The 26,266-nt window shown below is 66.4% G+C and carries 28 protein-coding genes; 6 read left to right on the top strand and 22 right to left on the bottom strand.

The genetic code is table 11. The features are described 5' to 3' along the window. Positions 1 to 3: 3 nt before the first annotated feature. Positions 4 to 294 carry a hypothetical protein gene (locus ACLMAL_RS25420; RefSeq protein ID WP_328413320.1) on the bottom strand — a complete coding sequence of 97 codons (291 nt, stop codon included), beginning with the start codon at positions 292 to 294 and terminating at the stop codon, positions 4 to 6. A gap of 197 nt (positions 295 to 491) precedes the next feature. Here ACLMAL_RS25420 and ACLMAL_RS25415 point away from each other — a divergent pair, with 197 nt between their 5' ends. Together ACLMAL_RS25415 and ACLMAL_RS25410 are read left to right on the top strand one after the other, a co-directional pair. Beyond that, positions 492 to 1,175, top strand: coding sequence for an SGNH/GDSL hydrolase family protein (locus ACLMAL_RS25415; RefSeq protein ID WP_412001371.1), 684 nt, complete (start codon positions 492 to 494; stop codon positions 1,173 to 1,175). Then, positions 1,172 to 1,780: a TetR/AcrR family transcriptional regulator gene (locus tag ACLMAL_RS25410; RefSeq protein WP_412001370.1), complete on the top strand. Its 609-nt coding sequence runs from the start codon at positions 1,172 to 1,174 to the stop codon at positions 1,778 to 1,780. Before ACLMAL_RS25415 ends, ACLMAL_RS25410 begins: the two co-directional genes overlap by 4 nt. On the opposite strand, the gene ACLMAL_RS25405 is transcribed toward ACLMAL_RS25410, so the two are convergent. The 4 genes from ACLMAL_RS25405 to ACLMAL_RS25390 form a co-directional block, all read right to left on the bottom strand. After that, complete coding sequence (locus ACLMAL_RS25405; RefSeq protein WP_328404902.1) at positions 1,771 to 2,154, bottom strand: META domain-containing protein; 384 nt, start codon at positions 2,152 to 2,154, stop codon at positions 1,771 to 1,773. The genes ACLMAL_RS25410 and ACLMAL_RS25405 overlap by 10 nt on opposite strands. A 77-nt stretch (positions 2,155 to 2,231) precedes the next feature. Further along, entirely contained in the window at positions 2,232 to 2,945 is a 714-nt protein-coding gene (locus tag ACLMAL_RS25400) for a helix-turn-helix domain-containing protein (protein ID WP_412001369.1), read from the bottom strand. Positions 2,946 to 3,153: 208 nt separating this feature from the next. Then, a complete protein-coding gene (locus ACLMAL_RS25395) occupies positions 3,154 to 4,065 on the bottom strand; it encodes an NADP-dependent oxidoreductase (protein ID WP_412001368.1) in 912 nt (303 codons plus the stop codon). A gap of 330 nt (positions 4,066 to 4,395) precedes the next feature. Beyond that, on the bottom strand, positions 4,396 to 5,013 hold the full coding sequence (locus ACLMAL_RS25390; RefSeq protein WP_412001367.1) for a dihydrofolate reductase family protein: 618 nt from the start codon (positions 5,011 to 5,013) through the stop codon (positions 4,396 to 4,398). Positions 5,014 to 5,159: 146 nt separating this feature from the next. On the opposite strand from ACLMAL_RS25390, the gene ACLMAL_RS25385 reads away from it, so the two are divergent. Further along, the gene (locus tag ACLMAL_RS25385; protein ID WP_412001366.1) at positions 5,160 to 5,984 is read left to right on the top strand and encodes a phosphatase PAP2 family protein; all 825 of its coding nucleotides are present in this window, start codon (positions 5,160 to 5,162) and stop codon (positions 5,982 to 5,984) included. Here ACLMAL_RS25385 and ACLMAL_RS25380 read toward each other — a convergent pair. Next, positions 5,957 to 6,283, bottom strand: a complete 327-nt coding sequence (locus tag ACLMAL_RS25380; protein WP_412001365.1) for a plasmid stabilization protein — start codon at positions 6,281 to 6,283, stop codon at positions 5,957 to 5,959. The two genes, ACLMAL_RS25385 and ACLMAL_RS25380, sit on opposite strands and share 28 nt — an antisense overlap. Positions 6,284 to 6,560: 277 nt before the next feature. On the opposite strand from ACLMAL_RS25380, the gene ACLMAL_RS25375 reads away from it, so the two are divergent. Further along, positions 6,561 to 6,758 (top strand): hypothetical protein, encoded by a 198-nt coding sequence (locus ACLMAL_RS25375; protein ID WP_412001364.1) that lies wholly within the window; start codon positions 6,561 to 6,563, stop codon positions 6,756 to 6,758. On the opposite strand, the gene ACLMAL_RS25370 is transcribed toward ACLMAL_RS25375, so the two are convergent. The 3 genes from ACLMAL_RS25370 to ACLMAL_RS25360 all read right to left on the bottom strand — a co-directional run bounded on the left by ACLMAL_RS25370 (position 6,755) and on the right by ACLMAL_RS25360 (position 9,984). Continuing rightward, positions 6,755 to 7,660: an EamA family transporter gene (locus ACLMAL_RS25370; protein ID WP_412001363.1), complete on the bottom strand. Its 906-nt coding sequence runs from the start codon at positions 7,658 to 7,660 to the stop codon at positions 6,755 to 6,757. The genes ACLMAL_RS25375 and ACLMAL_RS25370 overlap by 4 nt on opposite strands. Before the next feature lie 211 nt (positions 7,661 to 7,871). After that, a complete protein-coding gene (locus ACLMAL_RS25365; RefSeq protein WP_412001362.1) occupies positions 7,872 to 9,179 on the bottom strand; it encodes a glycosyltransferase 87 family protein in 1,308 nt (435 codons plus the stop codon). A 226-nt stretch (positions 9,180 to 9,405) separates the two neighbouring features. Beyond that, positions 9,406 to 9,984 carry an SRPBCC family protein gene (locus tag ACLMAL_RS25360; protein WP_412001361.1) on the bottom strand — a complete coding sequence of 193 codons (579 nt, stop codon included), beginning with the start codon at positions 9,982 to 9,984 and terminating at the stop codon, positions 9,406 to 9,408. 152 nt (positions 9,985 to 10,136) lie between these two features. On the opposite strand from ACLMAL_RS25360, the gene ACLMAL_RS25355 reads away from it, so the two are divergent. Beyond that, positions 10,137 to 10,547 (top strand): MerR family transcriptional regulator, encoded by a 411-nt coding sequence (locus ACLMAL_RS25355; protein WP_412001360.1) that lies wholly within the window; start codon positions 10,137 to 10,139, stop codon positions 10,545 to 10,547. Next, positions 10,547 to 10,894, top strand: a complete 348-nt coding sequence (gene trxA, locus ACLMAL_RS25350; RefSeq protein ID WP_412001359.1) for a thioredoxin — start codon at positions 10,547 to 10,549, stop codon at positions 10,892 to 10,894. The genes ACLMAL_RS25355 and trxA overlap by 1 nt, the downstream gene beginning before the upstream one ends. A gap of 58 nt (positions 10,895 to 10,952) precedes the next feature. On the opposite strand, the gene alc is transcribed toward trxA, so the two are convergent. The 13 genes from alc to ACLMAL_RS25285 form a co-directional block, all read right to left on the bottom strand. Further along, on the bottom strand, positions 10,953 to 11,984 hold the full coding sequence (gene alc / locus ACLMAL_RS25345) for an allantoicase (protein ID WP_412001358.1): 1,032 nt from the start codon (positions 11,982 to 11,984) through the stop codon (positions 10,953 to 10,955). Between the two features lie 10 nt (positions 11,985 to 11,994). Beyond that, the gene (allB, locus tag ACLMAL_RS25340) at positions 11,995 to 13,302 is read right to left on the bottom strand and encodes an allantoinase AllB (RefSeq protein WP_412001357.1); all 1,308 of its coding nucleotides are present in this window, start codon (positions 13,300 to 13,302) and stop codon (positions 11,995 to 11,997) included. Next, complete coding sequence (locus ACLMAL_RS25335; protein ID WP_412001356.1) at positions 13,295 to 14,482, bottom strand: glycerate kinase; 1,188 nt, start codon at positions 14,480 to 14,482, stop codon at positions 13,295 to 13,297. Before ACLMAL_RS25335 ends, allB begins: the two co-directional genes overlap by 8 nt. Then, positions 14,479 to 16,281 (bottom strand): glyoxylate carboligase, encoded by a 1,803-nt coding sequence (gcl, locus tag ACLMAL_RS25330; RefSeq protein WP_412001355.1) that lies wholly within the window; start codon positions 16,279 to 16,281, stop codon positions 14,479 to 14,481. The genes ACLMAL_RS25335 and gcl overlap by 4 nt, the downstream gene beginning before the upstream one ends. Positions 16,282 to 16,283: 2 nt before the next feature. Next, positions 16,284 to 17,171, bottom strand: coding sequence for an NAD(P)-dependent oxidoreductase (locus tag ACLMAL_RS25325; protein ID WP_412001354.1), 888 nt, complete (start codon positions 17,169 to 17,171; stop codon positions 16,284 to 16,286). Between the two features lie 53 nt (positions 17,172 to 17,224). Continuing rightward, entirely contained in the window at positions 17,225 to 18,025 is an 801-nt protein-coding gene (locus ACLMAL_RS25320; protein ID WP_412001353.1) for a hydroxypyruvate isomerase family protein, read from the bottom strand. Further along, positions 18,026 to 18,403, bottom strand: a complete 378-nt coding sequence (locus tag ACLMAL_RS25315; protein WP_412001352.1) for a gamma-glutamylcyclotransferase — start codon at positions 18,401 to 18,403, stop codon at positions 18,026 to 18,028. It abuts the gene before it with no gap. A 214-nt stretch (positions 18,404 to 18,617) separates the two neighbouring features. Then, a complete protein-coding gene (locus tag ACLMAL_RS25310; protein WP_412001351.1) occupies positions 18,618 to 19,685 on the bottom strand; it encodes an XdhC family protein in 1,068 nt (355 codons plus the stop codon). A 4-nt stretch (positions 19,686 to 19,689) separates the two neighbouring features. Continuing rightward, positions 19,690 to 21,132 carry an NCS2 family permease gene (locus ACLMAL_RS25305; RefSeq protein ID WP_412001350.1) on the bottom strand — a complete coding sequence of 481 codons (1,443 nt, stop codon included), beginning with the start codon at positions 21,130 to 21,132 and terminating at the stop codon, positions 19,690 to 19,692. A gap of 121 nt (positions 21,133 to 21,253) precedes the next feature. Beyond that, positions 21,254 to 23,584, bottom strand: coding sequence for a xanthine dehydrogenase family protein molybdopterin-binding subunit (locus tag ACLMAL_RS25300; protein WP_412001349.1), 2,331 nt, complete (start codon positions 23,582 to 23,584; stop codon positions 21,254 to 21,256). Then, complete coding sequence (locus tag ACLMAL_RS25295; protein ID WP_412001348.1) at positions 23,581 to 24,930, bottom strand: 8-oxoguanine deaminase; 1,350 nt, start codon at positions 24,928 to 24,930, stop codon at positions 23,581 to 23,583. The genes ACLMAL_RS25300 and ACLMAL_RS25295 overlap by 4 nt, the downstream gene beginning before the upstream one ends. Continuing rightward, the gene (locus ACLMAL_RS25290) at positions 24,927 to 25,397 is read right to left on the bottom strand and encodes a (2Fe-2S)-binding protein (protein ID WP_412001347.1); all 471 of its coding nucleotides are present in this window, start codon (positions 25,395 to 25,397) and stop codon (positions 24,927 to 24,929) included. The genes ACLMAL_RS25295 and ACLMAL_RS25290 overlap by 4 nt, the downstream gene beginning before the upstream one ends. Then, on the bottom strand, positions 25,397 to 26,266 hold the full coding sequence (locus ACLMAL_RS25285) for an FAD binding domain-containing protein (protein ID WP_412001346.1): 870 nt from the start codon (positions 26,264 to 26,266) through the stop codon (positions 25,397 to 25,399). The genes ACLMAL_RS25290 and ACLMAL_RS25285 overlap by 1 nt, the downstream gene beginning before the upstream one ends.

The raw sequence follows: 26,266 nt of genomic DNA, 5'->3' as shown, positions 1-26,266 counted from the left end.
TTGCTAGGTGCCGATCACGGCATTCATGATGGTGCCCGCGCTTGTCGCGACGACACCGCCGATCATGGCTCCCGCCACCATCTTCGGCGACTGCAGACCGCCGCCGGACCATTTCTCCCACGCGAAGCGGCCGCCCGCGTAGGTGATGGCGCCGACACCCGACAGCAGCACGAACCAGGTCAGGTAGCGAACCATCTGCAAAATCTTGTCCGAGATCGGCGGCGCCTGCGGGGTCGGGTTCCCGATCTGGGCGAGGACTGTCCCGTACATGTCATGTGCCGCAGCGAGAATCATGCTCACAGTCGTACCCCTCTTCGAATGCTGGTGACGCCGTCGAACGCCTAGCCAGATGATAGCCGTTCATTCTGAGAAAGATTGCGCAGCAACCTGATTCGCACCATCCCCCGAAGACGCGCCGGGCGGGACGCGCACACACGGCCTGTCGCCCATACATTCTTGTTTAACCATACGATCGGACGTATTCTTTGTTGATGACCACCACGACCCTCCCCTCGGCCGAAGAAACCGATCCGTACTGCCTGCACCCCCTCGATGCGGCAGCACTGCTCTTCGACGCACCATGGCGGCGATTCGCAGTGCTCGGCGACAGCCTCTCGGCAGGCATGGGCGACCCGAGCCCGGGTTATGCGACCTTGGGCTGGGCCGACCGAGTAGCGGACACCCTGCGCCGGGTCCATCCAGATCTGGCGTATCTCAACACCGCGCAGCCCGGCGCGACGACAGACCAAGCGCTGCAACACCAGTCCGAACAAATCCGCGCGTTCGCCCCCGACCTGCTCCATGTGCCCTCGGGCGCCAACGACATCGTCAGGCGCACCCCCGATTTCGACGACATCGAGGAAACCCTGCGCGAGATGTACTGCCTCGCGAGTAGCACCGGGGCGCAGCTGATCACCTTCACCCTCGGCAAGGCGTACGTCGTGCCGGTCTTTCCCGACTGGGACCAGCGGGTGCGCACAGTCAACGACATCACCCGCAGGCTGGCTGCCGAACACCGCGCGCACGTCGTCGACATGTGGGATCATCCGATCAACCACCGCGCGAACCTGTTGAGCGCGGATGGTATTCACTTCTCCGCGTCGGGCCAGGCCGTACTGGCCGCCGAGGTCGTCAAACGCCTTGCCCATCAGCTCGGAAAGCGGGTATCGGCATGATCTCCGATAAGCGCCTGTTGCGCGGGGCCCGGTCCCGCCAGATCGTGCTGCGGCAGGCCGTCGACACCGCATCGCTCGATGGGCTGGAGGGGCTGAGCTTCGGCAAACTGGCCACCGACACGGGACTCAGTAAGGCGGGCGTGCAGACCCTCTTCAAAACAAAGGAGATTCTGCAAGTAGCTGCCGTCGACCACGCCCGCGAGATGTTCATCGACGCGGTGATCCGCCCGGCCGGCACACAACCTCACGGGGCGGCACGCCTGCGCGCGCTGATCGAGCATTGGATTGTCTACGCCGCGACGCCGCTGTTTGCGGGCGGCTGCCTGCGGATGGCGAACATCGCGGATTTCGACAGCCACCCCGGCCCGGTCCGCGACGCCCTCGTCCGCGATCAGAAGGACTGGATCGGCGCCATCGCCGCCGAGCTGCGGCACGCCGTCACCGCGGGCGAAATCGCTGACCTGGACACCGATCTCGCCGCATTCCAAATCGACGCCGTGCTCGGCGCCGCGAATAGCGCACTGCGTCTCGGCGATACCGACGTGGTGCACAAGGTGCGCCGCGTCGTCGAGGGTTTCCTGGTGGCGCCGTCGGCTCAATCGTGATTGGCAGGCGTTCGGTGCAGCACAATTTCGGTGCGGTCGCCGGTCAGCACCAGAGCGTCATCGACGACCGTCCAGGCCGGGGTGAGCAGCAGGAATTCGCTCAGCCAGCGGTCCTGCTGCATCAACTCTGCCGAGCAGGTGAGCACGGTGGAAAACGGTGACCGCGCCTTGACGATTCCGTCGTCGATGTCCGCGTCGAACATGACCGTGTTGCACCCTGCGTGGGCCGAGAGCCTGCGGGTCTCGGCCACGAACCACAGCGTGATCCTGGTGCCGCGGACGAGATAGCGGCGGCGTCCGTCCTCGGTGACGGACAACGAAACGTAGCGGTGGCCCCAAAGATTGGAGTCGATCATCAGCAGATCAGCCCTCACTCGCAATAGTTGAATAACCAACTATCGTGGGGCGTGCCGGGCGAACCCGGAACGGGTCGGTCCACTGAGCGAACCGATCAGCGAAGATTCTTCCCGATCTCGCGGGCCGCATGTGCAACCAGGCTCGGGAGATTCGGCGGAAAGCGCGGCGCGAGGGACATGCAGGCGATCGCAGCGGGACCACCGCACCCGTTCGATTTGATTGCCGCTGCCGCACAACAGACTCCGGACACCAGGTCGTAGCGGTCGACGGCGATCATGCCGTCGTCGGCGATGGCGGTTTCGATGCGCCGCCATTCTCCCGCCGAATAGGTCGGCGGCGGTGGCGCATTCTCGGCCCGCGCGGCGTGCAGCACCTGCACCATCGCGGTCCGGAAGGTGAGGTCGGCTTCCGCCTCGGCCGTGACAAATATTTCCGCACCCTTGAAGCTGGCGATCAGATGTACCTCGTCACCGTCGAGAACACACACTGCGACAGTCGCTTTGGTCATGGCGGCCAACGTCCGCCCCGGTCGTTGCGCGGCCTGGCGCAGCAACGGCGCGGCCTGCCACTGCCTTCCCAGCTCCGCCATTCGAGCACCGACGAAATACCGCTGCTCCACCCGCTGCACCGCACCGAGGGCAACCAACTGCTCGGCGAGCCGGTACGCCGTGGCCTTTGCCAGCCCGGTGGCACGCGCGAGCTGAGAAAGACCGCACCCTTCCGGGACGACCGAAATCGCCTGCAGCACTTGGAACCCGGCTTCGAGCACGCCACGTCCCGCAGTCTCGGTCTGCGCTTCTGCCACCACCGCGCCAGCCCTCCTCGCTCAGCGCACCGCAGGCTCGGGCGCGCTCCCCAGCGGCCCCGCGGCCCCCCAAAGAATACGCCCGGACCACCCCGATCCCGCGATATTCGGCTAATCGCCGCGCACATCGCGCAACGCAGACCCAATTCGACTGTGTCCGTGCGTGACTGGAGCCGTCCGCAGTGGTCGATTCGAGTGCACCACCACGGGTTCAGCTCACCAGCAGCACGACTTTTCCTGGGCCACGCCCGGTTTCGCTTTCCTGTTGAGCGGCGGGGGCCTGGTCGAGGGAGAAAGTTCGAGCAGGGCCGGGGAGCCGGTATTCGCCCGCGGCGAGCCGTTCGGCGACCTGCTCGGCGAGTTCGGTCGGACGCGGAGAGTCACCCGTGCTGGTGAAGGTCACACCGAGCTCGGCAGCGGCGGGATCGGCAATGGTCACGATCCGGTCGGTGCCACCGCGCAGATCAATGGCATCGGGCAGCCCACCATGGCCCGCGGCGTCGAATACGGCATCGACACCCTTGGGGGTCAGTGCGCGCACGCGTTCGGCGAGACCGGCGCCGTAGGTGGTCGGGGTGGCGCCGAGGGCACGCACGACGTCTTGATTAGCCTGCGAGGCAGTGCCGATGACGCTGACGCCGCCTGCCACCGCCAGCTGCACCGCCATCGAACCGACGGCCCCCGCCGCGCCGTTGATCAGCAGCGTCTCGCCGGGCTGCAGCTGCAACAGCTTCAGCACATGGTCCGCGGTAGATACGGCGATGGGAAGCGCCACGGCGTCCGCCCAGCCGAGCCCGGCCGGCTTGCGGACGACGGCGGCGCTCAGCGCGTACTCGGCGTAGCCACCGCGGCGCGCCCACCCGAACACCTCGTCACCGATGGCCACTCCGGTGACCGACGGACCGACCGCGTCGACAACGCCCGCGATCTCGGCACCGGGATACTGCGGAAACACCGGTTCACCGAAGGTCAAAGCGCCCGAGCGAACCTTCCAGTCCGCCGGATTGACCCCCGCCGCTCGAACCGCGACACGTACCTCGCCTGCGCCGGGCTCGGGTACCGCGATATCCACGATCTTCAGCACCTCAGGCCCACCGAACTCGTCGAACGCGATCGCCCGCATCTCGTCTGCCTCTCTCCTGGTTGCTCGTGAACAACCACCCTATGCCGAGATTCATGCCATACCGCCGATTGCGAACTCGAATCGTGGTGGCGGCTAGCTCGTACCACCTGTCACAGCGGGGCCGAGAACGCCTAGGTCGTCATGAGCATCGAGCACGTCAATCGTCGCCGTCGGGCCCGCCGACCGGCCGCTGGCCGGGCGCGAGGTCAGCGGCCGAGGCGAATGGATCGTGGCAGGCGGCCCGGCAACTCCGCCGCCCGCCCTGCCGGGGTGGTGCGAGATCCCGATCTTCGCACCGGGCAGCGCGGGCCGCTGATTTCGTACCTTCGATTACTGATCACCCTGAGGCAGGTGCACTTTCGCGTCCTCGTAGGTACCGGTGGGCGCCGTATCCGCGAGTGTGTAGACCTGGTGCACGACCCCCGATTCGAAGGTGGTCGAGGAGATCAGGCGCAGCGGAAGCGGAGTGTCGGCCTCCTCGAACAACCGTGCGCCCTTGCGGACGGCGATCGGATGGACGAGCAAGTGCAGTTCGTCGAGCAGTCCGGCCTCGAGCAATTGCCGGACAACCGACACCGACCCACTGATGGCAATGTCGGTCGCGCCCGGCTCGTTCTTCAGCGCCGTGACGGCCTCGATGAGCTCGCCCTTCAACAGTTCGGAATTGCGCCAAATGAACTGCAGATCCTGGTTCGACACGACGATCTTGCGGGCATCGCCGAGCGCCTTGCCCATCGCAGCGTCCTGCTCACCCGCCAGCTCTCGATCCGGCCACGCCCCCGCAAAGCTGTCATAGGTCTTACGCCCGAGCAGCAGTGTGTCGGCGGACCCGAGCTGCGCATCGACCACCGCGCCCATCTCGTCGCTGAAGTACGGGAAATGCCAGTCCTGCGGGTCTTCGATCACGCCGTCGAGCGAGATGAACAGACCTGCGGTGATCTTCCTCATGGGACGTCTCCTGGTGGTGGTTGCTTCGTCAGGAGTTCAGACGAAGCACACCTCGCGAATTCATCGCTCGCGCGGCGACCCCGTCCCGATCGGTCGTAGGCACACCTCTCAGCTTCTTCACAGCACACCCTCGCGATACTCGAACAATGCATCCCCTCGGACTCTTGCACAGCGCCATCGTCGACGCTGTCACCGAACCCGCGGCGGAGGATGTCGCGCTCGCCGAGCTGGCCGTGGCGGGAGTTCTGGTCACCACGGGGATAGTCCAGACCGGTCGCCGATACGTCTCAGCGGCGTTGTGCGTCGGTGGGTTGCTCATCGCGTTCGCGATATTCGCGATCCAGGTATCCGACAATGGCTGGCTGACCGGCGGCGACGCGCCGACCCGCAGCTGGTTCATCGCCCATCGCACACCATGGATGGATACCGCGGCACTCGTGATCACCACACTCGGCAGTCCGGGCGCAGTCATAACGCTCACCGCGCTCATCGGGGCTTGGCTGTCGTGGCGCACACGATCCGCACTGCCGATCATCGTGATTGTCGCAACGGGAGCCGCCGCATCGGCAACAAGCACCACACTGAAGCTGGTGGTGGGACGGGGGCGCCCGCCGATCGAGACGCAGCAGGTCATCACCACGGACTACTCGTTCCCGTCGGGACACGCCACCAGTACCTCGGCGCTGGTCGGCATCACCATTGCCATCCTGACGATCGGGCGCGGCCGACAGTTCGTAGCGCTACTCAGCGCGGTCGCGGCCCTGCTCATCACCCTGGTGGCGGCGAGCAGGCTCTACCTCGGCGTGCACTGGCTCACCGACGTCATCGCCGGAGCCCTCCTCGGCACCGCCTTCGCGGTCATCGGGGCCACCGTGCTGCACGCACTCGAGCAACGAAGAACAGCTATCGGCAGTGCCGAGGCTGCTGGGTCAGCCGGGGAGAGTCACTTGTCCAGCGCGCGGGCCAGCTGACTCTTCGTCATCTTCGAGCGACCCTCGATATTGCGCTGCCTGGCCTCGTTGTAGAGCTGATCGCGGGTGGGCCCCTTCGGTCCCGTGGTCCCGGATCGCAGGCCACCACGGCGCTGCGGCGACATATCGTTTGTCGAGGACCGACTCGCCGTCTTGGTCCTGCCGGATTGGGCGCGGTTCTTGTTGACGGTGCGGGCCGCGATCTCTTCGGCCCGATCCGTGCTCGCGCCCTGGTCCTTCACGGAGTCCCTGATGTGCTGGTACTGCCGCTCGTCCTTCGTGCTCCATTCCTTCGGCATGTCACACCTCCTGCGCACCGAGTACCCGGGCGGCTACGGGTAAACAACATGGCCGACCGGTCACCGTAGACCGGAATCGGCACGCTGCAGATGGCGTGCTTGTTACCGGACAACTCGACCATGCCATTCCGGGCTGCCGCTGTGGCGTATCTGTAATGCGCCACCGAGGCGTGACCAGGGACGGAAGGCTCGCCGGCGCATTCGGACGGCGGAGTTATCTACGACGCCCCGCGACGATAACGGTTTGGTAACCCCGACGAGTGGGTATCACAACAGCATGACAGTGACGAGAAACCGAACTCACCGGATTGCCGGTGTGGAGTGGGGAACCGCACTGCTGGCTCTGGCAACCTGCTTCACGTTCACCGCCGGCATCGCCGCGATCACCCGATCCTTCACTACCGCAGCAGTTTCCACCGTCTGCATCGCGGCGGGACTGGTGTTGACCCTCAGAATCCTGCCGCCGAACCGCTAGCCCCTCTTCGACATTCGGGTGGCCCCGATCGAGGCGGCGACCACACATGTAACACCCGCCCACTGCGCAAGATTCATGATCTGGCCGAGGACGACGAGACCGGCCAAGGCGGCCGCGGCGGGTTCCAGACTCATCAGCACGCCGAACACCCGAGCCGGAATACGCCGCAGCGCTTCGAGTTCCGCCGAGTAGGGCAAGACCGACGACAGCATCGCCACCCCGAATCCCGCTGCGAGCACGGAAGGTTCGAGCAGCGCGGCACCGGCATCCGCGATGCCGACAGGCGCCATCAACAAACCGCCGAACGCCATCGCCAATGCAAGGCCGCCGCCACCGCTGGTCTGTTCTCCGAGCGCGGCGCCGAGCAGAATGTAGCCCGCCCAGCACACCGCCGCGGCCAATGCGAACAGCACTCCCGACCACATCACCGGCCCTGCGGCCCGGGTCAACAGCACAACTCCCGCCCCGGCCAACAAGGCCCACAGTGGGTCGATCCAGCGGCGCGAGCCCGCGAGCGCGACCGCGAGCGGCCCGAGGAATTCGATCGTCACCGCCATGCCGAGCGGAATGCGGTCGATCGACTCGTAGAAGGACAGATTCATCAATGCGAGCACGGCGCCGTAGCCGAGCACGACGGGCAGCGCGCGCCGATCGATGCGCAGTGCCGACCGCCAGAAGATCAGCAGCACGATCCCGGCGAAGAACAGCCGCAGGCTGACCGCGCCCGCAGCACCGGTTGCGGTGAACAGCTGCTTGGCCAGCGCCGCGCCGATCTGCACGCTGACGATCCCGGCAAGCACGAGGGCGGTCGGCGGGACGCCCCCGAGCCCACGTTGCGCCATCGCCCGCACGGCAGGCAGCGGCCACGCCGATTTCGGACTCCGTTCGAGATCGATCGCCACCACGTGCCATCCCTCCGTTTTCATCGCCAATTGCCCAGGCCCCCACCATGCCAACCCACACCGACACGTGTCGAAGAGTCGCTACCCGGCCGCCGCGTCGATGCCAACGAGCAGTTCGACGACGGGCCGTGCACCAGGTTCCAGATGGTGGCGGGGAACCGACCGCACACCCGCAACGATGAATCGTGTCTTCCGAGACTGCCTGCTCGCCTCAGGCCGTCGGTTGCGAGCCGGTGAGAGCCGCGGGCGCCGGTGCAGCATCGTCGGCAGCCGGACGCACCGGCGAGATGGCGGGCGACCGCTTGCTCGTGACGACGAACACCACGACGAGCAAGACGCTGAGCCAGACATAAGTGTTCCCGACCAGGTGCTGCCACGGTGTCCACGACAATTCGCGTTGTTTGTCGCCGGGCATCCAGTTCTGTGGCCCGTAGACGAACACCGCTGCGGTGACGGTGATCGCGACATACCAGCCGATCGCCTGCCGCACCGGCAACCGGGTCGCGTACCCGACCATCGCGAGGAGCGCCGGTGCCACCCACACCCAGTGATGCGACCACGAGATCGGCGACACCAGCAACGTGAAGACCGCGTTGATCGCCAACGCCAGCGCGGGCGCCGCGGCCGCGCGCCGCATAGCGACGACGACCAGCGCTAGCAAAGCGGCGCTCAGCAACAGCCACAGCAGGGTGAACAGCGGCTTCTCTACGCCGAACCTGGCGAGCACGGCCTGGATCGACTGGTTGGTGTGAAACGACGAGCCACTGAGCCCGGAAACGTTGCCGAGCCCGCCGAACCAGTACTGGACGGATTCGTGTGGCAGCACCGCGAAGCTGAGCGCGGTCGCGGCGGCGCCGGTGATCGCGGCGGTCGCCGCTGCGCGATAGTCACGGCGAACCAGGAAGTACAGCACGAACGCCGCGGGAGTCAGCTTGACCGCCGCGGCGATGCCGATCAGCATGCCGCGACGCCACTTCGGCTTCTCCGTCAGGCAGTCGGCGGCGACGAGGACCATCAGCAGCAGGTTGACCTGACCGAAGTCCAGCGTCGAGCGAATCGGCTCCAGCAGCATGGCCAGTGGCGCCGCGCAGGAGGCGGCCAGCAGTGCCTGCCTGCGCCCGGACTCCTCCGGCCAGCGCCGCCGTGCGACCAGATACAACGTGACCGCCAGCGCGACGGTGGAGGTGAGGAAAAAGGTGAAGGCCGCGGCATCCCATGGGAGCAGTGCGAACGGGCTCAACACCACCGCGGCGAACGGCGGATAGATGAACGGCAGGCCGATACCGATGGTGGTCTGCGGCAGTTGTCCGTACATATCCGCGCCGTCACGCAGCGCCTCGATCCCGAGCCGATACACCTGCAGATCGATGAAACCACCGGTGATTCGCTGGAATGGCCACAGCGGCAACATCAGACACAGTGCGGCGAATCCCGCCAATAGCGGCGGCACCAGCCACACCAAGCGCCCGAATCGACGGTTCGGTGTCCTCGGTTCGTCACGGGTGGTCACGCTGCTCATCCGCGGCCACTATACCGACAGGCGGCAGCCCCGCCGAATCGGCGGCTGCCGCACCTGGGAGGTCCCAACCCTGGTCTGCCGCCCAGATCGCCCCTACCGCTGCGGTCCGAGTATTTCGAGCTCCTGGCCTGCGCGCCGAACGCGAAAGACGAGTGCTCGCGGTGGGCATCTACGGTCGGCGCCGCCCGCACAATATCCCTCATTCGACCGGCGGAATCGACATGAGTTACTGCGCGAGCCGGTCACGGGCTGGTTCTACATTGCGCAAGGCACCGCCGGTCACAGCCGCCACCGCCTGTCGACTCGCCTTCCGCTTGCGCGCCCGCTCACCGACATCACGCAGCAGCACGACGTATCGACTCCACTCGGCGGGAGTCCGAATCGCCCCGGTCAATGCACGTTCCGCGCAGTCGAGGCTGTCTTCCAGCAACGCGTCGTGCATCCAGCGATAGAACAGCGGCCACGACAACCGCGCGCGGCCACGTAACTTGATGGCAAGCACATGACTGAGCAGGATGGCGCCGTCGCCGGCGCGCCGCACCGAATACTCGTGAAACCCATGGAACCCCCGAGGCGCGGTGAAGCGGAACCGAATCCAACGACCCGGCTCATAGGCCTCGACAATGTAGTGAACAGGGCCGTGCCCGCCGACAGCCCCGAATACCAACGGGCGGTCGAACCGCACCGCGGGCCACTTGTCCCGCGGCCACAAACGGTCGCCATCGCTCGCGATGCCGTCGATCAGCGCCCCAACCTCGGACTCCGACACCGGCAGTCGCCGCGTGTGGATATTGAGTACCGCCATCTCGCCACCTTTTATTTAGAACGTTCCTTCTAGAATGATTAGAGGGTATGTTCCACGACAAACCCTGGTCAAGCACAACCTCACGTGGCGAACATCGCCCGATCGACAAAAATGTTGCCTTGACGTTCGGGGCAAGGTTTACCGTCGATCGCATGCGAATTGGTGAACTCGCCCGGCGAGCCGGAACAACAACGCGGGCGCTGCGCTTCTATGAGTCACAGGGGCTGCTCGATGCGCGGCGCTCGGCCAACGGGTATCGCGAGTACGACGAAGCGGACTTTCGTCTGGTCGATGAGATCAGGACCCTACAGGCCGTCGGCTTGAGCCTCGATGACACCAAGCCGTTCGTCGAGTGCCTGCGCGCCGGTCACGAGACCGGGGATTCCTGCGCCGACTCGATCGAGGTCTATGAGCGCAAACTCGCCGAGGTCGAGGAATGCATCGCTCGGCTCGACGCGGTGCGAGCGGGGTTGCAGGACAAGCTGACCCGCGCACTGGACCGGCCTGCGCATTCGTGCTGCGGAGCAGACACCATCGAGACCAACGAAATCGCGGAGGCATGATGTCGTCCACCCACACCACCGCCGACATCGCCGCCGTCACCGATGAAAGCTTCGTGCGCGATGTCCTCGAGCACGACAAACCCGTTCTGGTGGACTTCTGGGCGGCATGGTGCCCACCGTGCCGGATGATCGCCCCGGTGCTCGCGCAGATCGCCGACGAGCGCGCCGGATCGCTCACGATTCGCGCCATCGACACCGACGCGAACCCGGCCGTGATGCGCGACTACCAGGTGATGTCGCTGCCGACACTGATCCTGTTCCGCGGCGGTCGGCCGGTCACCACGCTGGTTGGTGCGCGCTCGAAAGCCCGGCTGCTCGCGGAGATCGATGCCGCCCTCGGTGCCTGAGGACACCCCTGTCGACGACATCGATCGCGCCACCGCGACTTGGCTTCGCGGCGGGTTGTTACTCGGCGGATGAAAGCCAGCGCGAGCTCAGCTTTCGCTCCGCCGCCGGGGTGAGGGTGCCGAGGACGCCGAGGCGGGCGATGCCGCCGTCCGGGTAGATGTCGACGCGCACATGGGTGGCGGGCCTGCGCGGAGCACGCGGCAACCGGAATCGATGCGGGGTGTCGGGCTGCAGGGGTGTTTCGGGCAGCAGCTCGAACCAGGCCGGGTCGGCCGGCTCGGGTAACGGTTCGTCGCCGTGGTGATCGATACCGAGCAGGCGGGCCGAGCCAGGGGCGTTGAACAGCAGGTTCGTGGTGTCCAGCTCGATCAACTCCGGAAAGCCCTGGGCGGCGAGACGGATTGTCGCCCAGTCGTTTCCGCCGTCCCGACGCCGCGCGGTCTCCCACCCCTCCGCTTGGTTGCGCGCCAGACCGGGGGCGAGCATGTTGTCCGGGGCGGAATAGAACATATTGGAGCACGCCACCGCGCGTGCCCCGTTGGCCAGCGCGGCGAGGTCCACGGTGAGACCGGTGAGCAGGGCCGGATCCGGGATCACCTCACCGTGCACGCGCAGGCGGGCCACGCCACCGTCCGGGTACATAGTCAGGCGGACGTGGGTGAAGATGCGTTCGTCCGACACCGGGAACTCGTGCTTCGCATCGCCGCCGATCGCGCTGCGCGGCACGATGTCCACCCATTCCGCGCTACTCAGCCGCGCCACCGAGGGGTAGTCCGGCGCCCGGCATGCCGCGACCGAAATATGGGGCGGGTAGTTGCCTTTGAACCAGGCCGTGTCCACGACGACGCCACGGATCACACCGGACATACCGAGGCGGATGATGGCCCAGTCGTCGCCAGGGCCGCGGTGCCTGCGGGTTTCCCAGCCGTCGTACTCCTGCCCCTTGGGACCGAACGTGTGCTCCTGGAAGCGCGGCTCCCACGGGTTGATGAGATTCTCGCGCTCTTCGAAAGATTCGTCGCTCGCGGCGATCACGCTCGCGCGATTGCTGCGCAGCGCCAGGTCGGGCAGGCTGGTGAAGTCTGACATGTGTTCTCTCTCAACGGTTGTCGGTAACCAAATGGCGACCCGCAGGCGGGTGGCCGTGCCACGCGACACGGCCGCCGAGCCAGGTGGAATGGACAACGCCGAACAGCTCGCGGCCGCCGTAGGGCGTGATCGGGTTCTTGTGCGCTAGAGCGATCGGCTCCACGGTGAACGACGCCGCGGGATCGAAGGCGACGAGATCGGCATCGCAGCCGACCTCGATCCGCCCCTTGCGGCGTAGCCCGGCCAGCTCTGCGGGCGCGGCCGCCATCCAGCGCACGACGTCGGTCAGCCCGAATCCCCGTGCCCGCGCGGCGGTCCAGACCGCGGGCAGCCCGATCTGCAGCGACGAGATGCCACCCCATGCGCTGGCAAAGTCGCCCTCCTTCATAGCGGGCGGGCACGGCGAATGGTCGGAGACCACGCACGACAGCACACCGTCGGCCAGCCCCTGCCACAACGCGTCCTGGTTGGCGGCGTCCCGAATGGGCGGACAGCATTTGAACGCCGTCGTGTATGCCTCCGCGGCCGACAGCGTGAGATAGTGCGGACAGGTCTCCGCACTGATGCGCACGCCGCGCGCCTGTGCGGCGGCGAGCGGTGCCAGGCAGTCTGCCGACGAGACGTGCAGGATGTGGGTCCGGGTGCCTGTTGCCTCCGCGAGCGCAATGATCTGTTGCACCGCAGAGCTTTCGGCCGCTCCCGGTCGAGAATTCAGGAACGCACGGTAGGAGCCGTCGACCGGTTCGCCCAACCGCACGGGGTCTTCGGCATGCACAATGAGCAGCCCGTCGAAGGACGCCAGCTCCCGCATCACCTTCTCGATCTCGTCGAGTGTCAGCGGCGGGAACTCCTCGACCCCGGACGGCGACAGGAAGCACTTGAAACCGACGACGCCCGCCTCGTGCAGCGGTCGCAGCGAGTCCAGGTTGCCGGGAATCGCACCGCCCCAGAAGGCCACGTCCACATAGCACTGTCCGGCCGCCGCCGCCCGCTTGGTGGCCAGGTCGGCAACGGTGACCGTCGGCGGTAGCGAATTCAGCGGCATGTCGACGATGGTGGTCACCCCGCCGGCCGCCGCAGCCTTGGTCGCGGTGGCAAAACCCTCCCACTCGGTGCGCCCCGGCTCGTTGACGTGGACGTGCGAGTCGACAAGTCCCGGCAGCACGACCAGGTCGGCCAGATCGGTGATCGTGGTCGCGGGCAGCACGGTGTCGTAGTCGCTCAGCGCCGCAATTCGCCCGTCCTGCACGGCTATTGCGGCCGGCCGAATCCCGTCCGGCAGTGCGACGCGCCGGGATCGGATGACCAGATCATGCATGAGCGCCTGCCTCGTTGCTGATTGCCTTGTCGCCCAGCCAGTTCTCGGCGATGTTGCCAGCGAGTGCTTCCAGTAGCGGTCCGGCCTTCGCCATGCAGACCTCGGGATCCGGCTCGATGTCGGTCAGCGCGTATGCCTGCTCGATGTGGGCGCGCCGCAACTGCTCGTCGGTCAGCGCCCGCTGCCCCGCGACCGCGATGACCGGAGCACCGGCGGCCGCCGCTGCCCGTGCCACCCCGACCGGCGCCTTGCCGTGCAGCGTCTGCCGATCCAGTGAACCCTCACCGGTGATCACCAGCCGAGCGCCTTCGACCTGTTCGGCGAATCCGAGCTGCTCGAGGATCAGCTCGATGCCCGGCCGAACCTGCGCACCGAGAAAGGCGAGAGCGGCATAGCCGACCCCGCCCGCGGCCCCCGCGCCCGGCCGGTCGACGACGTCGACGTGCAGATCGCGACGCACGATCGACGCGAAATGGGCCAGGCCCCTTTCGAGTTCGTCGACATCGGCGGTCTCGGCGCCCTTCTGCCGCGCGTAGACGTTCGCCGCGCCGCGCACCCCGAGCAGCGGGTTGTCGACGTCGCAGGCGACGGTCACCGGAACCCTGATTATGGCGCTGGCGTCGATGCGCGCCAGCCTGCGCAGCGACCCGCCGCCCAGTGCCAGCGGGTGTCCGTGCTCGTCGAGGAAGCGGACACCGAGCGCGGTCAGCATGCCGACGCCCCCGTCCGTGCACGCACTGCCGCCGAGGCCGAGGACGACCCGTCCGGCACCGCGTTCGACGGCCGCCTTGATCAGCTCACCGGTGCCCAGACTGCTCGCGGTCAGTGCCACCGTGGCATCGGGTCTGCCCCGCAGCCTGCGCAACCCCGATGCCTCGGCGAGCTCGACGACGGCGGTGTGATCGCGGATCGCGAACGACGCGACGACCCGATCCCCCAGCGGCCCCGTGACGGTCGTCTGGAACCGCGAGAAACCCGACTCCACCACGGCATCGACGGTGCCGTCTCCACCGTCGGCCACCGGCATGGTCAGCACCGGGATGTCCGGCCGGACCTGCCGAAGCCCCGCCGCCAGGTGCGCGGCGACCTGGGGGGCCGTCAGCGACCCTTTGAACTTGTCGGGCGCGATGACACAATGCCCGCCTCGCCACAATTTCCTGGCCGCACCCGGCCGACTCAATTGCCGCCTCCGACGGGTTCCGGTTCCTCGATCGGGGCGGTCGCGGTCGGCGCGTCCGCGGCAGAGCTTGCCAGCTCCTCGAACTCGTTGATGTTGTCGATCTCCAGTCCCATCGACACATTCGTCACACGCTCGAGAATGACCTCGACGACCACCGGCACCCGGAATTCGGCCATCAGCTTCTTAGCGTCTTCCAGCGCGGGTCCGATCCACGCGGGGTCGTTGACGCGGATCGCCTTGCAGCCCAAGCCTTCCACCACCTTGACGTGGTCGACGCCATACCCGTTCAGCTCCGGACTGTTGATGTTCTCGAAGTCGAGCTGGACGTAGTAGTCCATCGAGAAGTTCCGCTGCGCCTGGCGGATCAGGCCCAGATACGAGTTGTTCACCAGCACATGGATGTAGGGGATGTTGAACTGTGCACCGACGGCCAATTCCTCGATGAGGAACTGGAAGTCGTAGTCCCCCGACAGCGCGACCACGGTGGCCTCGGGGTCGGCGGTCGCGACACCGAGCGCCGCGGGCACCGTCCAGCCCAGCGGCCCGGCCTGACCGGCATTGATCCAATGCCGCGGCCGGTACACGTGCAGCAGTTGCGCCGCCTGGATCTGCGACAGACCGATGGTGCTGACGTAGCGGATGTCGGGTCCGAACGCCCGGTTCATCTCCTCGTAGACCCGCTGCGGTTTGATCGGGACATTGTCGAAGTGCGTCTTGCGCTGCCCCAACTGTTTGCGTGCCCGCACCTGGCCCGCCCAATCGCCGCGGTCGGCCAGTTCCCCTGCCGCCGCCAGCTCGCGGGCGACCGCCACGAACACCGCGAGCGCGGCGCCCGCGTCGGAGGTGATACCGAAGTCGGGCGCGAACACCCGCCCGATCTGGGTCGGCTCGATGTCGACGTGCACGAAAGTGCGTCCCTGGGTATAGGTTTCGACGCCACCAGTGTGCCGGTTGGCCCACCGGTTCCCGATGCCGAGGACGAAGTCCGATTCCAACAAGGTCGCATTGCCGTAGCGATGCGAGGTTTGCAGACCGACCATCCCCGCGTGCAGGGCGTGATCGTCGGGGATCGTGCCCCAACCCATCAGGGTCGGCACCACCGGAACACCGGTCAGCTCGGCGAATTCGACGAGCAACTCGGCGGCGTCGGCATTGACGATGCCGCCACCCGCGACGATCAGCGGCCGCTGCGCCGCGTTCAACATGCGGATGGCCTTCTCGGCCTGTGCCCGCGTCGCGGCCGGGCGATGCACCTCCAGCGGCGTGTACATCTCGATGTCGAACTCGATTTCGGCGAGCTGCACATCGATCGGCAGGTCGATGAGGACCGGCCCCGGCCTACCGTCGCGCATGAGATGGAATGCCTTCTGGAACGTGCCGGGCACCTGCGCCGGTTCGAGAACGGTGACCGCCCACTTGCTGACCGGTGCTGCGATCGAGGCGATGTCGACCGCCTGGAAGTCCTCCTTGTGCAGCTTGGCCACCGGAGCCTGCCCGGTGATGCACAGGATCGGAATGGAATCCGCACTCGCCGAATACAACCCGGTGATCATGTCCGTGCCCGCCGGGCCGGAGGTGCCGATGCAGACGCCGATATTGCCCGGCACGGCGCGGGTGTAACCCTCGGCCATGTGCGATGCGGCCTCCACGTGGCGGGCAAGGACGTGCCGAATCCCGCCGTGCGCTTTCATCGCACTGTAGAAGGGGTTGATCGCGGCGCCGGGCAGCCCGAAAGCCTGTGTCGCCCCCTCCTTTTCCAGAATCAGAACAGCCGCATCGACGGTGCGCATGCGTGTCATGGTCAGCTCGCCCCGTCTGTCTCGGTCCGCCCGGACAGCGCGTCCGCGACGAGCAGCAGCGCCGAATGGTCCAGCGAGCCGTAGCCCATGGCCCGCGCCGCGGCGATCAACTGCGCAGTCAGCGCACCCATCGGGATCGACACCTCGGCCTGACGAGCGGCCTGCAGGATGATGCCCATGTCCTTGTGGTGCAGGTCGATTCGAAATCCCGGCACGAAACTGCGCGCCAGCATGGACTCGCGCTTGAGCTCGAGGATCTTGCTGCCCGCAAGGCCGCCGGCCAACACGTCGAGGCCCTTCGCCGCGTCCGCGCCCAGGTTCTCCATCAGCAGGATCGCCTCGGCGACCAGGGCATACGTACCGCCGACGACCAGCTGATTGGCCGCCTTGACGCACTGCCCCGCACCGTTGCCGCCCACCAACGCGACGGTCTTGCCGACCGCGCCGAAAATCGGCCGGGCGGCCTCGAAGTCGGCCTCCGCACCGCCGACCATGATCGACAGGGCGGCATTGACCGCTCCGGTCTCGCCTCCACTCACCGGGGCGTCGAGGACACGCAGGCCCTTCTTCTTGCCCTCTTCCGCGGTCCACCGGGCCGTCTGCGGGGTGATCGTAGAGAAGTCGATGTACAGCGTCCCGGGGCTCGCGTGCTCGAGGACATCACCGAAGACCTGCTCGACGTGCTCGTCCTGGGGCAGCATCGTGATGACGATGTCCTTGTCGCGCACCGCTTCCGCAGCGCTGGCCGCGGCCGCGCCACCCGCCGCCTTCAGCTTGTCGAGCCCGGTCGGGCCGACGTCGTAACCAGTGACGTCGTGCCCGGCCGCGACGAGGTGGCCCGCCATCGGGCTGCCCATGATCCCGAGTCCGACAAATCCGATCTTGCTCATGACTCCGCCATTCCCAGCGGGCGCTGTGTCGACGATTCGCTCGCTGCGCTCGCTCATTTGATCCAGTTCCAATCCAACTCGGGGTCCTTGTATTCGAGGCCGATCCAGCCGTCGTAGCCACTGGCGGCGAGGGTTTCGAAGAGCCGGGGAAAGTCGAGCTCGCCGGTGCCTGGTCGGCCGCGGCCGGGATCATCGGCGATCTGCACATGGCCGATGTGCGGCGCGTGGGTCTCGATCACCTCGATGAGGTTCTCGTCCATCCTGGCCAGGTGGTAGAGGTCGCAGAGGAATCGCACATTGGGCTCGCCGGTCTGCTCGATGACTCGCATCGCGTGCTCGGCGCTCACGATCGGATAGTCCGGCGACTCGAAGGAATTGAGCGCCTCCACCAGCACGGTGGCGCCGATGCGAGCTGCCGCCCGAGCGGCGATGCGCAGGTTCTCCAACGCGAGTTCGTCCTGCTTCTCCGGAGATTCGCCGGCGATCCGATTGCCGTAGAGGGCATTCAGGGCGCGGCAGCCGGTGCTGTCGGCGATCCCGACGGCCACATCGATGTTGTCCCGGAACTTCGTGACTGCACTGGGTACCGAGACCAGGCCGCGGCCCGCCGGGATCAGATCGATGAAGTTCAGGCCGATCAGCTCGACACCGGCATCATTGATCGCGCGGATGAATTCATCGATCTCTTTATCGCCCGGTGCCGGATTCTCCCCGAACGGCCACCAGAATTCGACCGCATCGAATCCGGCCTGCTTCGCGGCGGCCGGTCGTTCCAGCAGCGGGAGATCTGTGAACAGTATCGAGCAGTTGACATCGAATTTCGGGAGTTTCGAACTCCCTGTGTAGTTATTCATTCAGCTCCTTCGGCGGTATTTCTGCCAGCTGCCGATCACGGTGATGTCGATCAGCTCCGGATACGAGGTCGGCGGCCTGCGCAGCACCATGGACAAGACCGAACGGCCGTCCTCCAGCTCGATCGCGGCGAGCTCGAGTTCGGGCGGCTCGGCGGGCAGCAACCTGCTGCGTAGCACGTCGAGCGGCACATCGAAGAGCTCCCCCGCAATCGAGTCGCCGCCGTCCGCGGCCGGCTCCAGGCCGGGAAAACGGTCTCCGACAGAGAAGAATCGGTAGCGCGGCGCGGTTTTCACCTCGCCCGCGAAGGGCGCGCCGTCCAGCAGGTGGTTCAGCGGCCCGCCACGCATCGCGGAACCGTTCAGAAATATCAACGGCATTGTTCGGGTCCTTTGTTCGAAATTTCGTCAAGTATGTGGGCAACCGGTTCGCTTGGAATAGAAGCGATTAACACCGAGCTCACCGCCTGTTTCGGAGCTCATTTCGTACGATGCTCCAGAAAGATGTATGTCATTGATCGGCCGACCGCGGGCATACCGCACACCCCGTGCGATGGGTGTACGGCTGAGACACGGGGTGTGCGGTAAGAAGCCCTCACCAGGCCGGGACCAGGTCCCGGTGGATCGGGCCGTCACTGGTGGTGAGCGGCTGTGTCGAACCGCCGCGGCGGACCGCGACGATCTCGGCGGCGACAGCCACCGCGGTCTCCTCGGCCGTGCGCCCGCCGAGGTCCAACCCGATCGGCGAATGCAGTTGGGCGAGTTCGGCTTCGGATACACCGGCCGCACGCAACCTGGCATTGCGATCCGCATGGGTGCGACGGGAACCCATCGCGCCCACATAGGCGACCGGCAACCGCAGCGCCACCTCGAGCAGTGGGATGTCGAACTTGGCGTCGTGGGTGAGCACACACAGGACGGTGCGCGAATCCACCGGGGTGCGTGCGAGATAGCGGTCGGGCCATTCCACGACGATCTCGTCGGCGTCCGGGAATCGGGCACGGGTGGCGAACACCGGTCGCGCATCGCAGACCGTGACGTGGTAGCCGAGGAAGCGCCCGATGCGGGTGACGGCAGCGGCGAAATCTATTGCACCGAAGACGATCATGCGCGGCGCAGCTACATAGGACTCCACAAAAATCGTGCGCTCCCCGGCCCCGCAGCCGACGACCCGCAGGCCGGTTGATCCGGTGTCGAGCATGGCCCGCGCCTCCGCGACGATCTCCTCGTCGAAGGTCGCACCGAGGGTCCACCAGGTGCCGAGCGCCATCGCCGCCCCGGTATTCAGATCCCGCACCAGCGCGACCGCCTCGGTGGACTGCAGGATCGCTCGAATGGTCCCGTGCTCGTCGGGCGTTATCGCCTGAATGAACACTTCGAGCTCACCGCCGCAGGTCAGGCCGACGGCAAAGGCATCCTCGTCGCTGTATCCGAAGGTTTCGCGCATCGACTGTCCGGTGCGCAGCACCTCGCGACAGAGTTCGTACACCGCACCTTCGACACAACCACCGGAAATGCTTCCGATGACGGCGCCTTCGGCATCGACGGCAAGGGCGGCGCCGGGCGGCCGCGGCGCGCTGCCGGTGACACCGATGACGGTGGCGACGGCGTAGAACTTGCCCGCCGTGTGCCATTGCAGGAGTTCTGTCGCGAGGTCACGCATCGGCTTATCCGCCCAGCAGGAGTTCGATGGCCGAGATGCCGAAGTAGCCCGCGAAGACCAGTGCGACAACCCAAACCAGCCAATGGATTTCACGGAATTTGCCGCGTGCCGACTTGATCACCACGTAGGCGATCAGACCCGCGCCGACACCGTTGGTGATCGAGTAGGTGAACGGCATCAGCACGATCGTCAGGAAGGCGGGCACCGCCACCTCGAGATCGGCCCAGTCGATCTTGCGGGCCTGGGTCATCATCAGCGCGCCGACGAGCACCAATGCCGGAGCGGCAGCTTGTATCGGCACCACCGCGGCCAGCGGGGTGAAAAAGACTGCGAGACAGAAGAGCCCACCGGTCACCACACTGGTCAATCCGGTACGGGCGCCCTCACCGACACCCGTAGCGGACTCGACATAGACCGTGTTTCCGGCGCCGCCGCTGGCACCACCGATAATCTGCGCGACACCATCGATGGTGAGCACCTTGCCGATACCGGGCATGGTGCCCTTCTCGTCGAGCAGGCCGGCCTCGTCACAGACCCCGAAAACCGTGCCCATAGCATCGAAGAAGCCGGTCAGCACGAGGGTGAACAGCACGACTCCCGCGACGAGTCCGCCCGCTTCGGCGAATCCTCCGAAGAAGTCGATATCGAACATCAGGCCGAAATCGGGTGCGGAGAAGAAGCCTTTCGGCGACTCCGGCACGACAGGGCCCCACGTCGCCGGGTCGATCTTCGCCAGCGAATTGACCGCGACGGCGAGCACCGTCGCGATGACGATGCTGATCAGAATCGCACCGGGCACCTTGCGGATGAACAGCGCGAGCATCACAAGCAGTCCGACCGCGAATATCACCACCGGCCAACCCGAGAGGTGACCACCGGCCCCGAGCGTGACCGGCGGACCCGTCTGCGAACCGTGGCCGACGACACCGGCCGAGACAAGGCCGATCATGGCGATGAACATGCCGATCCCGACGCCGATGGCGTTCTTGAGACTGAGCGGAATGGCATTGATGATCATCGTTCGCAGGCCGGTCGCGGCGAGCACCACGATGATCACGCCCATCAGGAAGACCAAGCCCATGGTCTGGGGCCAGGTCATGTGTGGCGCGGCCTGAAAGGCGACCACCGGTACCACGCCGAGTCCGGCGGCGAGCGCTAGCGGCACATTGCCGACAAGGCCCATCAGTACAGTGCTCAGCCCTGCGGAAAACGCCGTGGCCGTGGTGAGTTGAGCGATGCTCAACTTGTCACCGTTGACATCCGCGACACCGCCGAGAATGAGCGGGACCAGCAGGATGACGTAGGCCATCGCGACGAAAGTGGTGATGCCGCCACGGATTTCCCGGGAAATCGTGGTCTTGCGTTCGCTCAGCCGGAAGAACCGGTCCAGCGCAGACCTTCCGGCAACCGGCTCTGGCGCGCTGGGCTTGGTCTGAATTTGGGTCATGGCGTGCCCTCCTCGGGGCGTAGCCGACCTACGGTCCGGTCCTTGTGGACTCGAGCGGACCGCTCGGTTCGGGTACTGCTGTTGTGGGGTCTGTCCTAGATAGGCAGGCTGCCCCTGTTGATCAACTGCTCCGGATGATGTCTTCCGGTCGCACCGGCACACGATTGATGTGCACGTTTCCACCCTGCGATCGGCACGCGTCACGAATGGCCGAGGCAATGGCAGGGGTCGAAGAGAGCGTGGGTGGCTCTCCGGCGCCGCGCAGCCCGTACGGGGCGTGCGGATCGGCGTTCTCGAGGATCTCCAGCTTCTGCGGAGGCATATCGAGGATGGTGGGAATCAGATAGTCCGTGAAGGACGGGTTGAGCACTTTTCCGTTCTTGACCTGAATTTCCTCCATAACTGCCAGGCCGAGGCCCTGTGCGGAGCCGCCATGGATCTGGCCCTCCAGGGACAGGCGGTTCATGATCTTTCCTACGTCTTGCACCGCGTCGAGGGCGACGACCTTGACGAGGCCGAGTTCGGTATCGACGTCGACGACCGCGCGGTGCACGCACAGCGCCAGCTGGGTGTGACTGCTCCCCTGGCCGGTGACCGGATCCATCCCGGTGGTAGGGCGGTGGTGGTACTCGCGGGTTTCTTCGATGACCCCCTCATTCAGGACATCGACGATCGCTGCGAGCACCTCCCCCGTCTCCGAAACCACCTTGCCGCCGATCAGCTGTGCGGCGGGACCGTGACCCTGGGCGATGGCGAGCTCGAGCAGCCGCGCCCGCACCGCCTCACAGGCGGTCTTGACCGCACCGCCGGTCATGTAGGTCTGCCGGGAAGCGGACGACGACCCGGAATCACCTACCTGGTTGTCGGCGGGATGGATGGTGACCCTTTCGATCCCGAGTTCGGTGCACGCGATCTGCGCCTCGACGGTGACCAGTCCCTGGCCGACTTCGGCTGCCGCGGTGTGTACCAGTGCAACCGGTTCTCCGGCAATAACTTCCAGTCGCACTCGGGCCGTCGACAGGTCGTCGAACCCTTCGGAGAAGCAGATATTTTTGATACCGACGCCGTAGCCGATGCCGCGCACCACGCCCTCGCCATGGGTGGTCTGTGAAGCCCCACCTGGCAGGTTCCTGATGTCGGAGGCATCCAATGCCGCGGGCAGCGGGATCGCGCGCACCTGATCGAGCATCTCCGCCAGCGGTGCGGGCGCGTGCACCACCTGTCCGGTCGCCAGCTTCGAGCCCTGCGAGACGGCGTTGATCTGGCGCACATGCACCGGGTCGAGTTCCAATGCCTCCGCGAGCTTGTCCATCATCGACTCGTGCGCGAAACACGCTTGGACAGCGCCGAATCCGCGCATAGCACCGCACGGCGGATTGTTGGTGTAGACACCGTACGCGTCGATCTCGATATGCGGAATCTCGTACGGTCCTACCGCGAGCGAGGACGCGTTACCGGTGACATTCAGTGTCGCCGAGGTGTACGCACCACCGTCGAGGACGATGACAACCTTTGCGTAGGTGAGTTTTCCGCTGGCATTGGCACCGTATTCGTAGAGCATCTTCGCCGGGTGCCGGTGTACATGCCCGAAGAACGATTCTTCGCGGTTGTACACCATCTTGATGGGCTTGCCGGTGCGCATGGCCAGCATGCCCGCGTGGATCTGCATGGACAGGTCCTCGCGGCCGCCGAAGGCTCCGCCGACACCGGCCATGGTCATGCGGATCTGGTCGTCGGCCAGCCCGAGGCACGGGCCGATCTGGGAGAGATCGTTGTGCAGCCACTGGGTGGCGACGTAGAAGTCGAGGCCACCGTCCTCGGCCGGAATGACCATGCCGGATTCGGGACCGAGGAACGCCTGGTCCTGAATGCCGACCTCGAACTCCTCGGTCACCACCACGGTGGCCAGGGCGCGGCCCACAGTGATATCGCCGACGCGCACCGGCTGGTGACGGGCGATACCGCCGCGCTCCTGTACCTTCAGACGCTTCGGAGCCGAGACCACCGCCATCGGGTCGGTAATGGGTTCCAGTACCTCCCAATCGATTTCGATTGCAGTGAGGGCGCGGCGGGCGATCTCGGGATGGTCGGCGGCGACCAGAGCGATGGGTTCACCGTGGTGGCGCACCTCACCGATGGCGAGGACCGGCTGATCCCAGGTGTGGTCGAGGCCGTACATCTTGCGGCCGGGTACATCCTCCTCGGTGAGCACCGCGTGTACACCGGTTATGGCCAGCGCAGGAGCGATATTGATGCTCCGGATAATGGCGCGCGGGTGTGGGCTGCGCAGGGTGGCGCCCCACAGCATGCCGTCCATCCACAGGTCGGAGGAGTAGGCGAATTCGCCCTTCACCTTGAGGGTGCCGTCGGGACGCAGCGGACTCTCGCCGATGCCGCCCTTCCCCGGCGCGGCGACCTCGCCGGGGAATCGGATGGTACGTGCCGCACTCATCGGGACTCCTCTCCCATCAACCGTTTCCGCGCCGCTGCGCCTGCCCTGCCGACCGCGTCGTGCGAGACGGTGCGCAGCTCGTCGTTCTCCACCACGGTCCTGCCGCCGACGAGTAACCGCGCCAGTGGCGGGGTCGGGCCGAAGACCAGGGCGCACACCGGGTCCTCGACCGCGGCGCGGAAGCCGTCGACCCGCCACATGGCGATGTCGGCGAGCTTGCCCGGCTCGAGGCTGCCGATCTCGTTGTGGCGGCCGAGATTGCGTGCGCCGCCCATGGTTCCTATCTGCAGCGCCTGGCGCGCGGTGAACGCCGTCGGGCCGTGAACTGCCCGCTGGAACAGCATGGCCTGGCGCATCTCTCCGGCGAGTGAGGTCAGCTCGCTCGACGCCGCGCCGTCGACGCCGAGGCCGACAGGCGCGCCCGCCGCGAGCAGATCGGTGACGCGGGCGATACCTGCGCCGAGCCTGGCGTTGGAGCTCGGGCAATGCGCAGAGCCGCTGCCGGTTTCGGCGAACCGACGGATATCGGCGTCGTGCAGGTGCACCGCGTGGGCGAACCAGACGTCCTCGCCGAGCCAACCGAGCTTCTCCATGTATTCGACAGGGGTGCAACCCATCTGCTCGATGCAGTGCTCCTGCTCGTCGAGCGTTTCGGCGAGATGGGTATGCAGCCGAACGCCTTTGGCCCGCGCCAGCGTGGCGGCGTCGAGCATCAGGCCCTCGCTGACCGAGAACGGCGAGCACGGCGCGACGGCGACCCGCAGCATCGAATCGAACGACGGATCGTGGTAGGTGTCGATGACTTCGGTGGTGTGGGAAAGGATTTCGTCGCGGTCCTCGACCACCTCGTCCGGCGGCAGGCCGCCGTCGGCCTGCCCGCGGTCCATCGAGCCGCGGCACGGGTGGAAACGCAGACCGATCTCCCGTGCGGCGCGCACCTCGGCCTCGAACAGATCGCCGCGCCCCTTGGGGAAGATGTAGTGGTGATCGCTGCTGGTGGTGCAACCGGTCAGCGCCAGCCAGCCGAGGCCTGCGGAGGCGGCCCCGTAGACCACCTCGGCGTCCATGCGGGCCCAGGTGCGGTAGAGCCCGGTCAGCCATTCGAAGAGCGTCGAGTCCTGGAACAGGCCTTGGCTCGCCCACTGGTAGAGGTGATGGTGGGTGTTGACCAAGCCGGGGGTGACCAGGCAGCCGGTGCCGTCGATGCGTTGGGCATCAATCAGCAGCGGCGCCGGCCCCGCACCGAGCGACTCGATCCTGCCCTCGTCGACGACGAGATATCCGGACGCGATCTCCGGTCCGACGACCGGTGCGATGTACGCGTTCTCGATAACAACCCTGGTCATTTGGCCGCCTTACGTCGTGCCGCGAGCCGAACCGCGTCGAGGATCTTCTCGTATCCGGTGCAGCGGCACAGGTTTCCGGCCAGCGCCTCGCGGATCTCCACATCGGACGGGTCGGGGTTGCGCTCGACCAGGTCGTGTGCCTGGACGATGAGACCCGGTGTGCAGAAACCACATTGGACCGCGCCCGCCTCGACGAACGCCTGCTGCATCGGATCGAGCTTGTCGCCCTTGGCGAGGCCCTCGACGGTCCGCACCGAACAGCCCTGCGCCTGGCCTGCCGCTACGAGACAGGAACAGACCGGGGTACCGTTCAAATAGACTGTGCACGAACCGCATTCGCCCTGCTCGCAGGCGTTCTTGGAGCCGGGAAGGCCCATCCGCTCACGGAGCATGTAGAGAAGGCTCTCCCCCTCCCAGACGTCGTCGACGGTTTCCGTCGAGCCGTTCACATCGAAGGTCACGCGCATCAGGCCGCCCTCCTCTCTGCTAGATGGTCGTTCCATGCCCAGGTCAAGGTGCGCCGCGCCAGCACCGACAGTGCGTGCTTGCGGTAGTCCGCGCTGCCTCGCACATCATCGATCGGCTTCGCGGCCGCGGCGGCGAGCGCGCCGAACTCGCGCAGCACCCTTTCGGTGAGCGGGGCGGGGTCGTCCCAGGACAGCTGGGTGGCGAGGAATTCCTCGGCAGGCGTCGCACGCAGCGGTGTCGGACCTGCCGAGCCGATGCCGGTCCTTGCCGAGCGGGTGTCGGGGTAGAGCGCGATGGAGAACGAGCACACCGCGATCACCATGGCGTTCCTGGTGCCGACCTTGGCAAAGTACTGCGGCCCCTGCGCGGGCGCGAGCCACACGGCGCGGATGAGCTCGTCGGGCTCGAGTGCGTTCTTCTTGACCCACACGTAGAAGTCGTCGATCGGGATCATGCGACTGCCGCGCGCGGCCGACTCCACCTCGACCACCGCATCGCCTGCGAGCAGCGCGGGGTGGGCGTCACCGGCCGGTGACGCGCCGCCGAGATTGCCGCCGACCGTGCCGCGGTTGCGGATCTGCGGCGAACCGACCGTGCGTGATGCCTGCGCCAGGCCGGGCAGCCGGTCACCGAGCCGGTTGATGATCCGCACATAGGGAACGCCCGACCCGATCCGCAACTTGCCGTCGCGCTCCTCGTATTCGAACAGATCGCGGCATTGATTGAGGTCGAGCAATGCGGCAGGACGGCCCTTGTCGAAGTTGAGCTCGACCATGATGTCGGTGCCGCCCTGGATCGGGGTGGCGTCCGGGCGGTCGGCCTTCAGCTCGAGCGCTTGTGCCCAGGTGGTTGGTCGTAGAAAATCCAT

The sequence above is a fragment of the Nocardia sp. CWNU-33 genome, assembly GCF_046764895.1.
Taxonomy (GTDB): Bacteria; Actinomycetota; Actinomycetes; order Mycobacteriales; family Mycobacteriaceae; genus Nocardia.
This window is presented reverse-complemented; position numbering and strand designations above follow the sequence as displayed.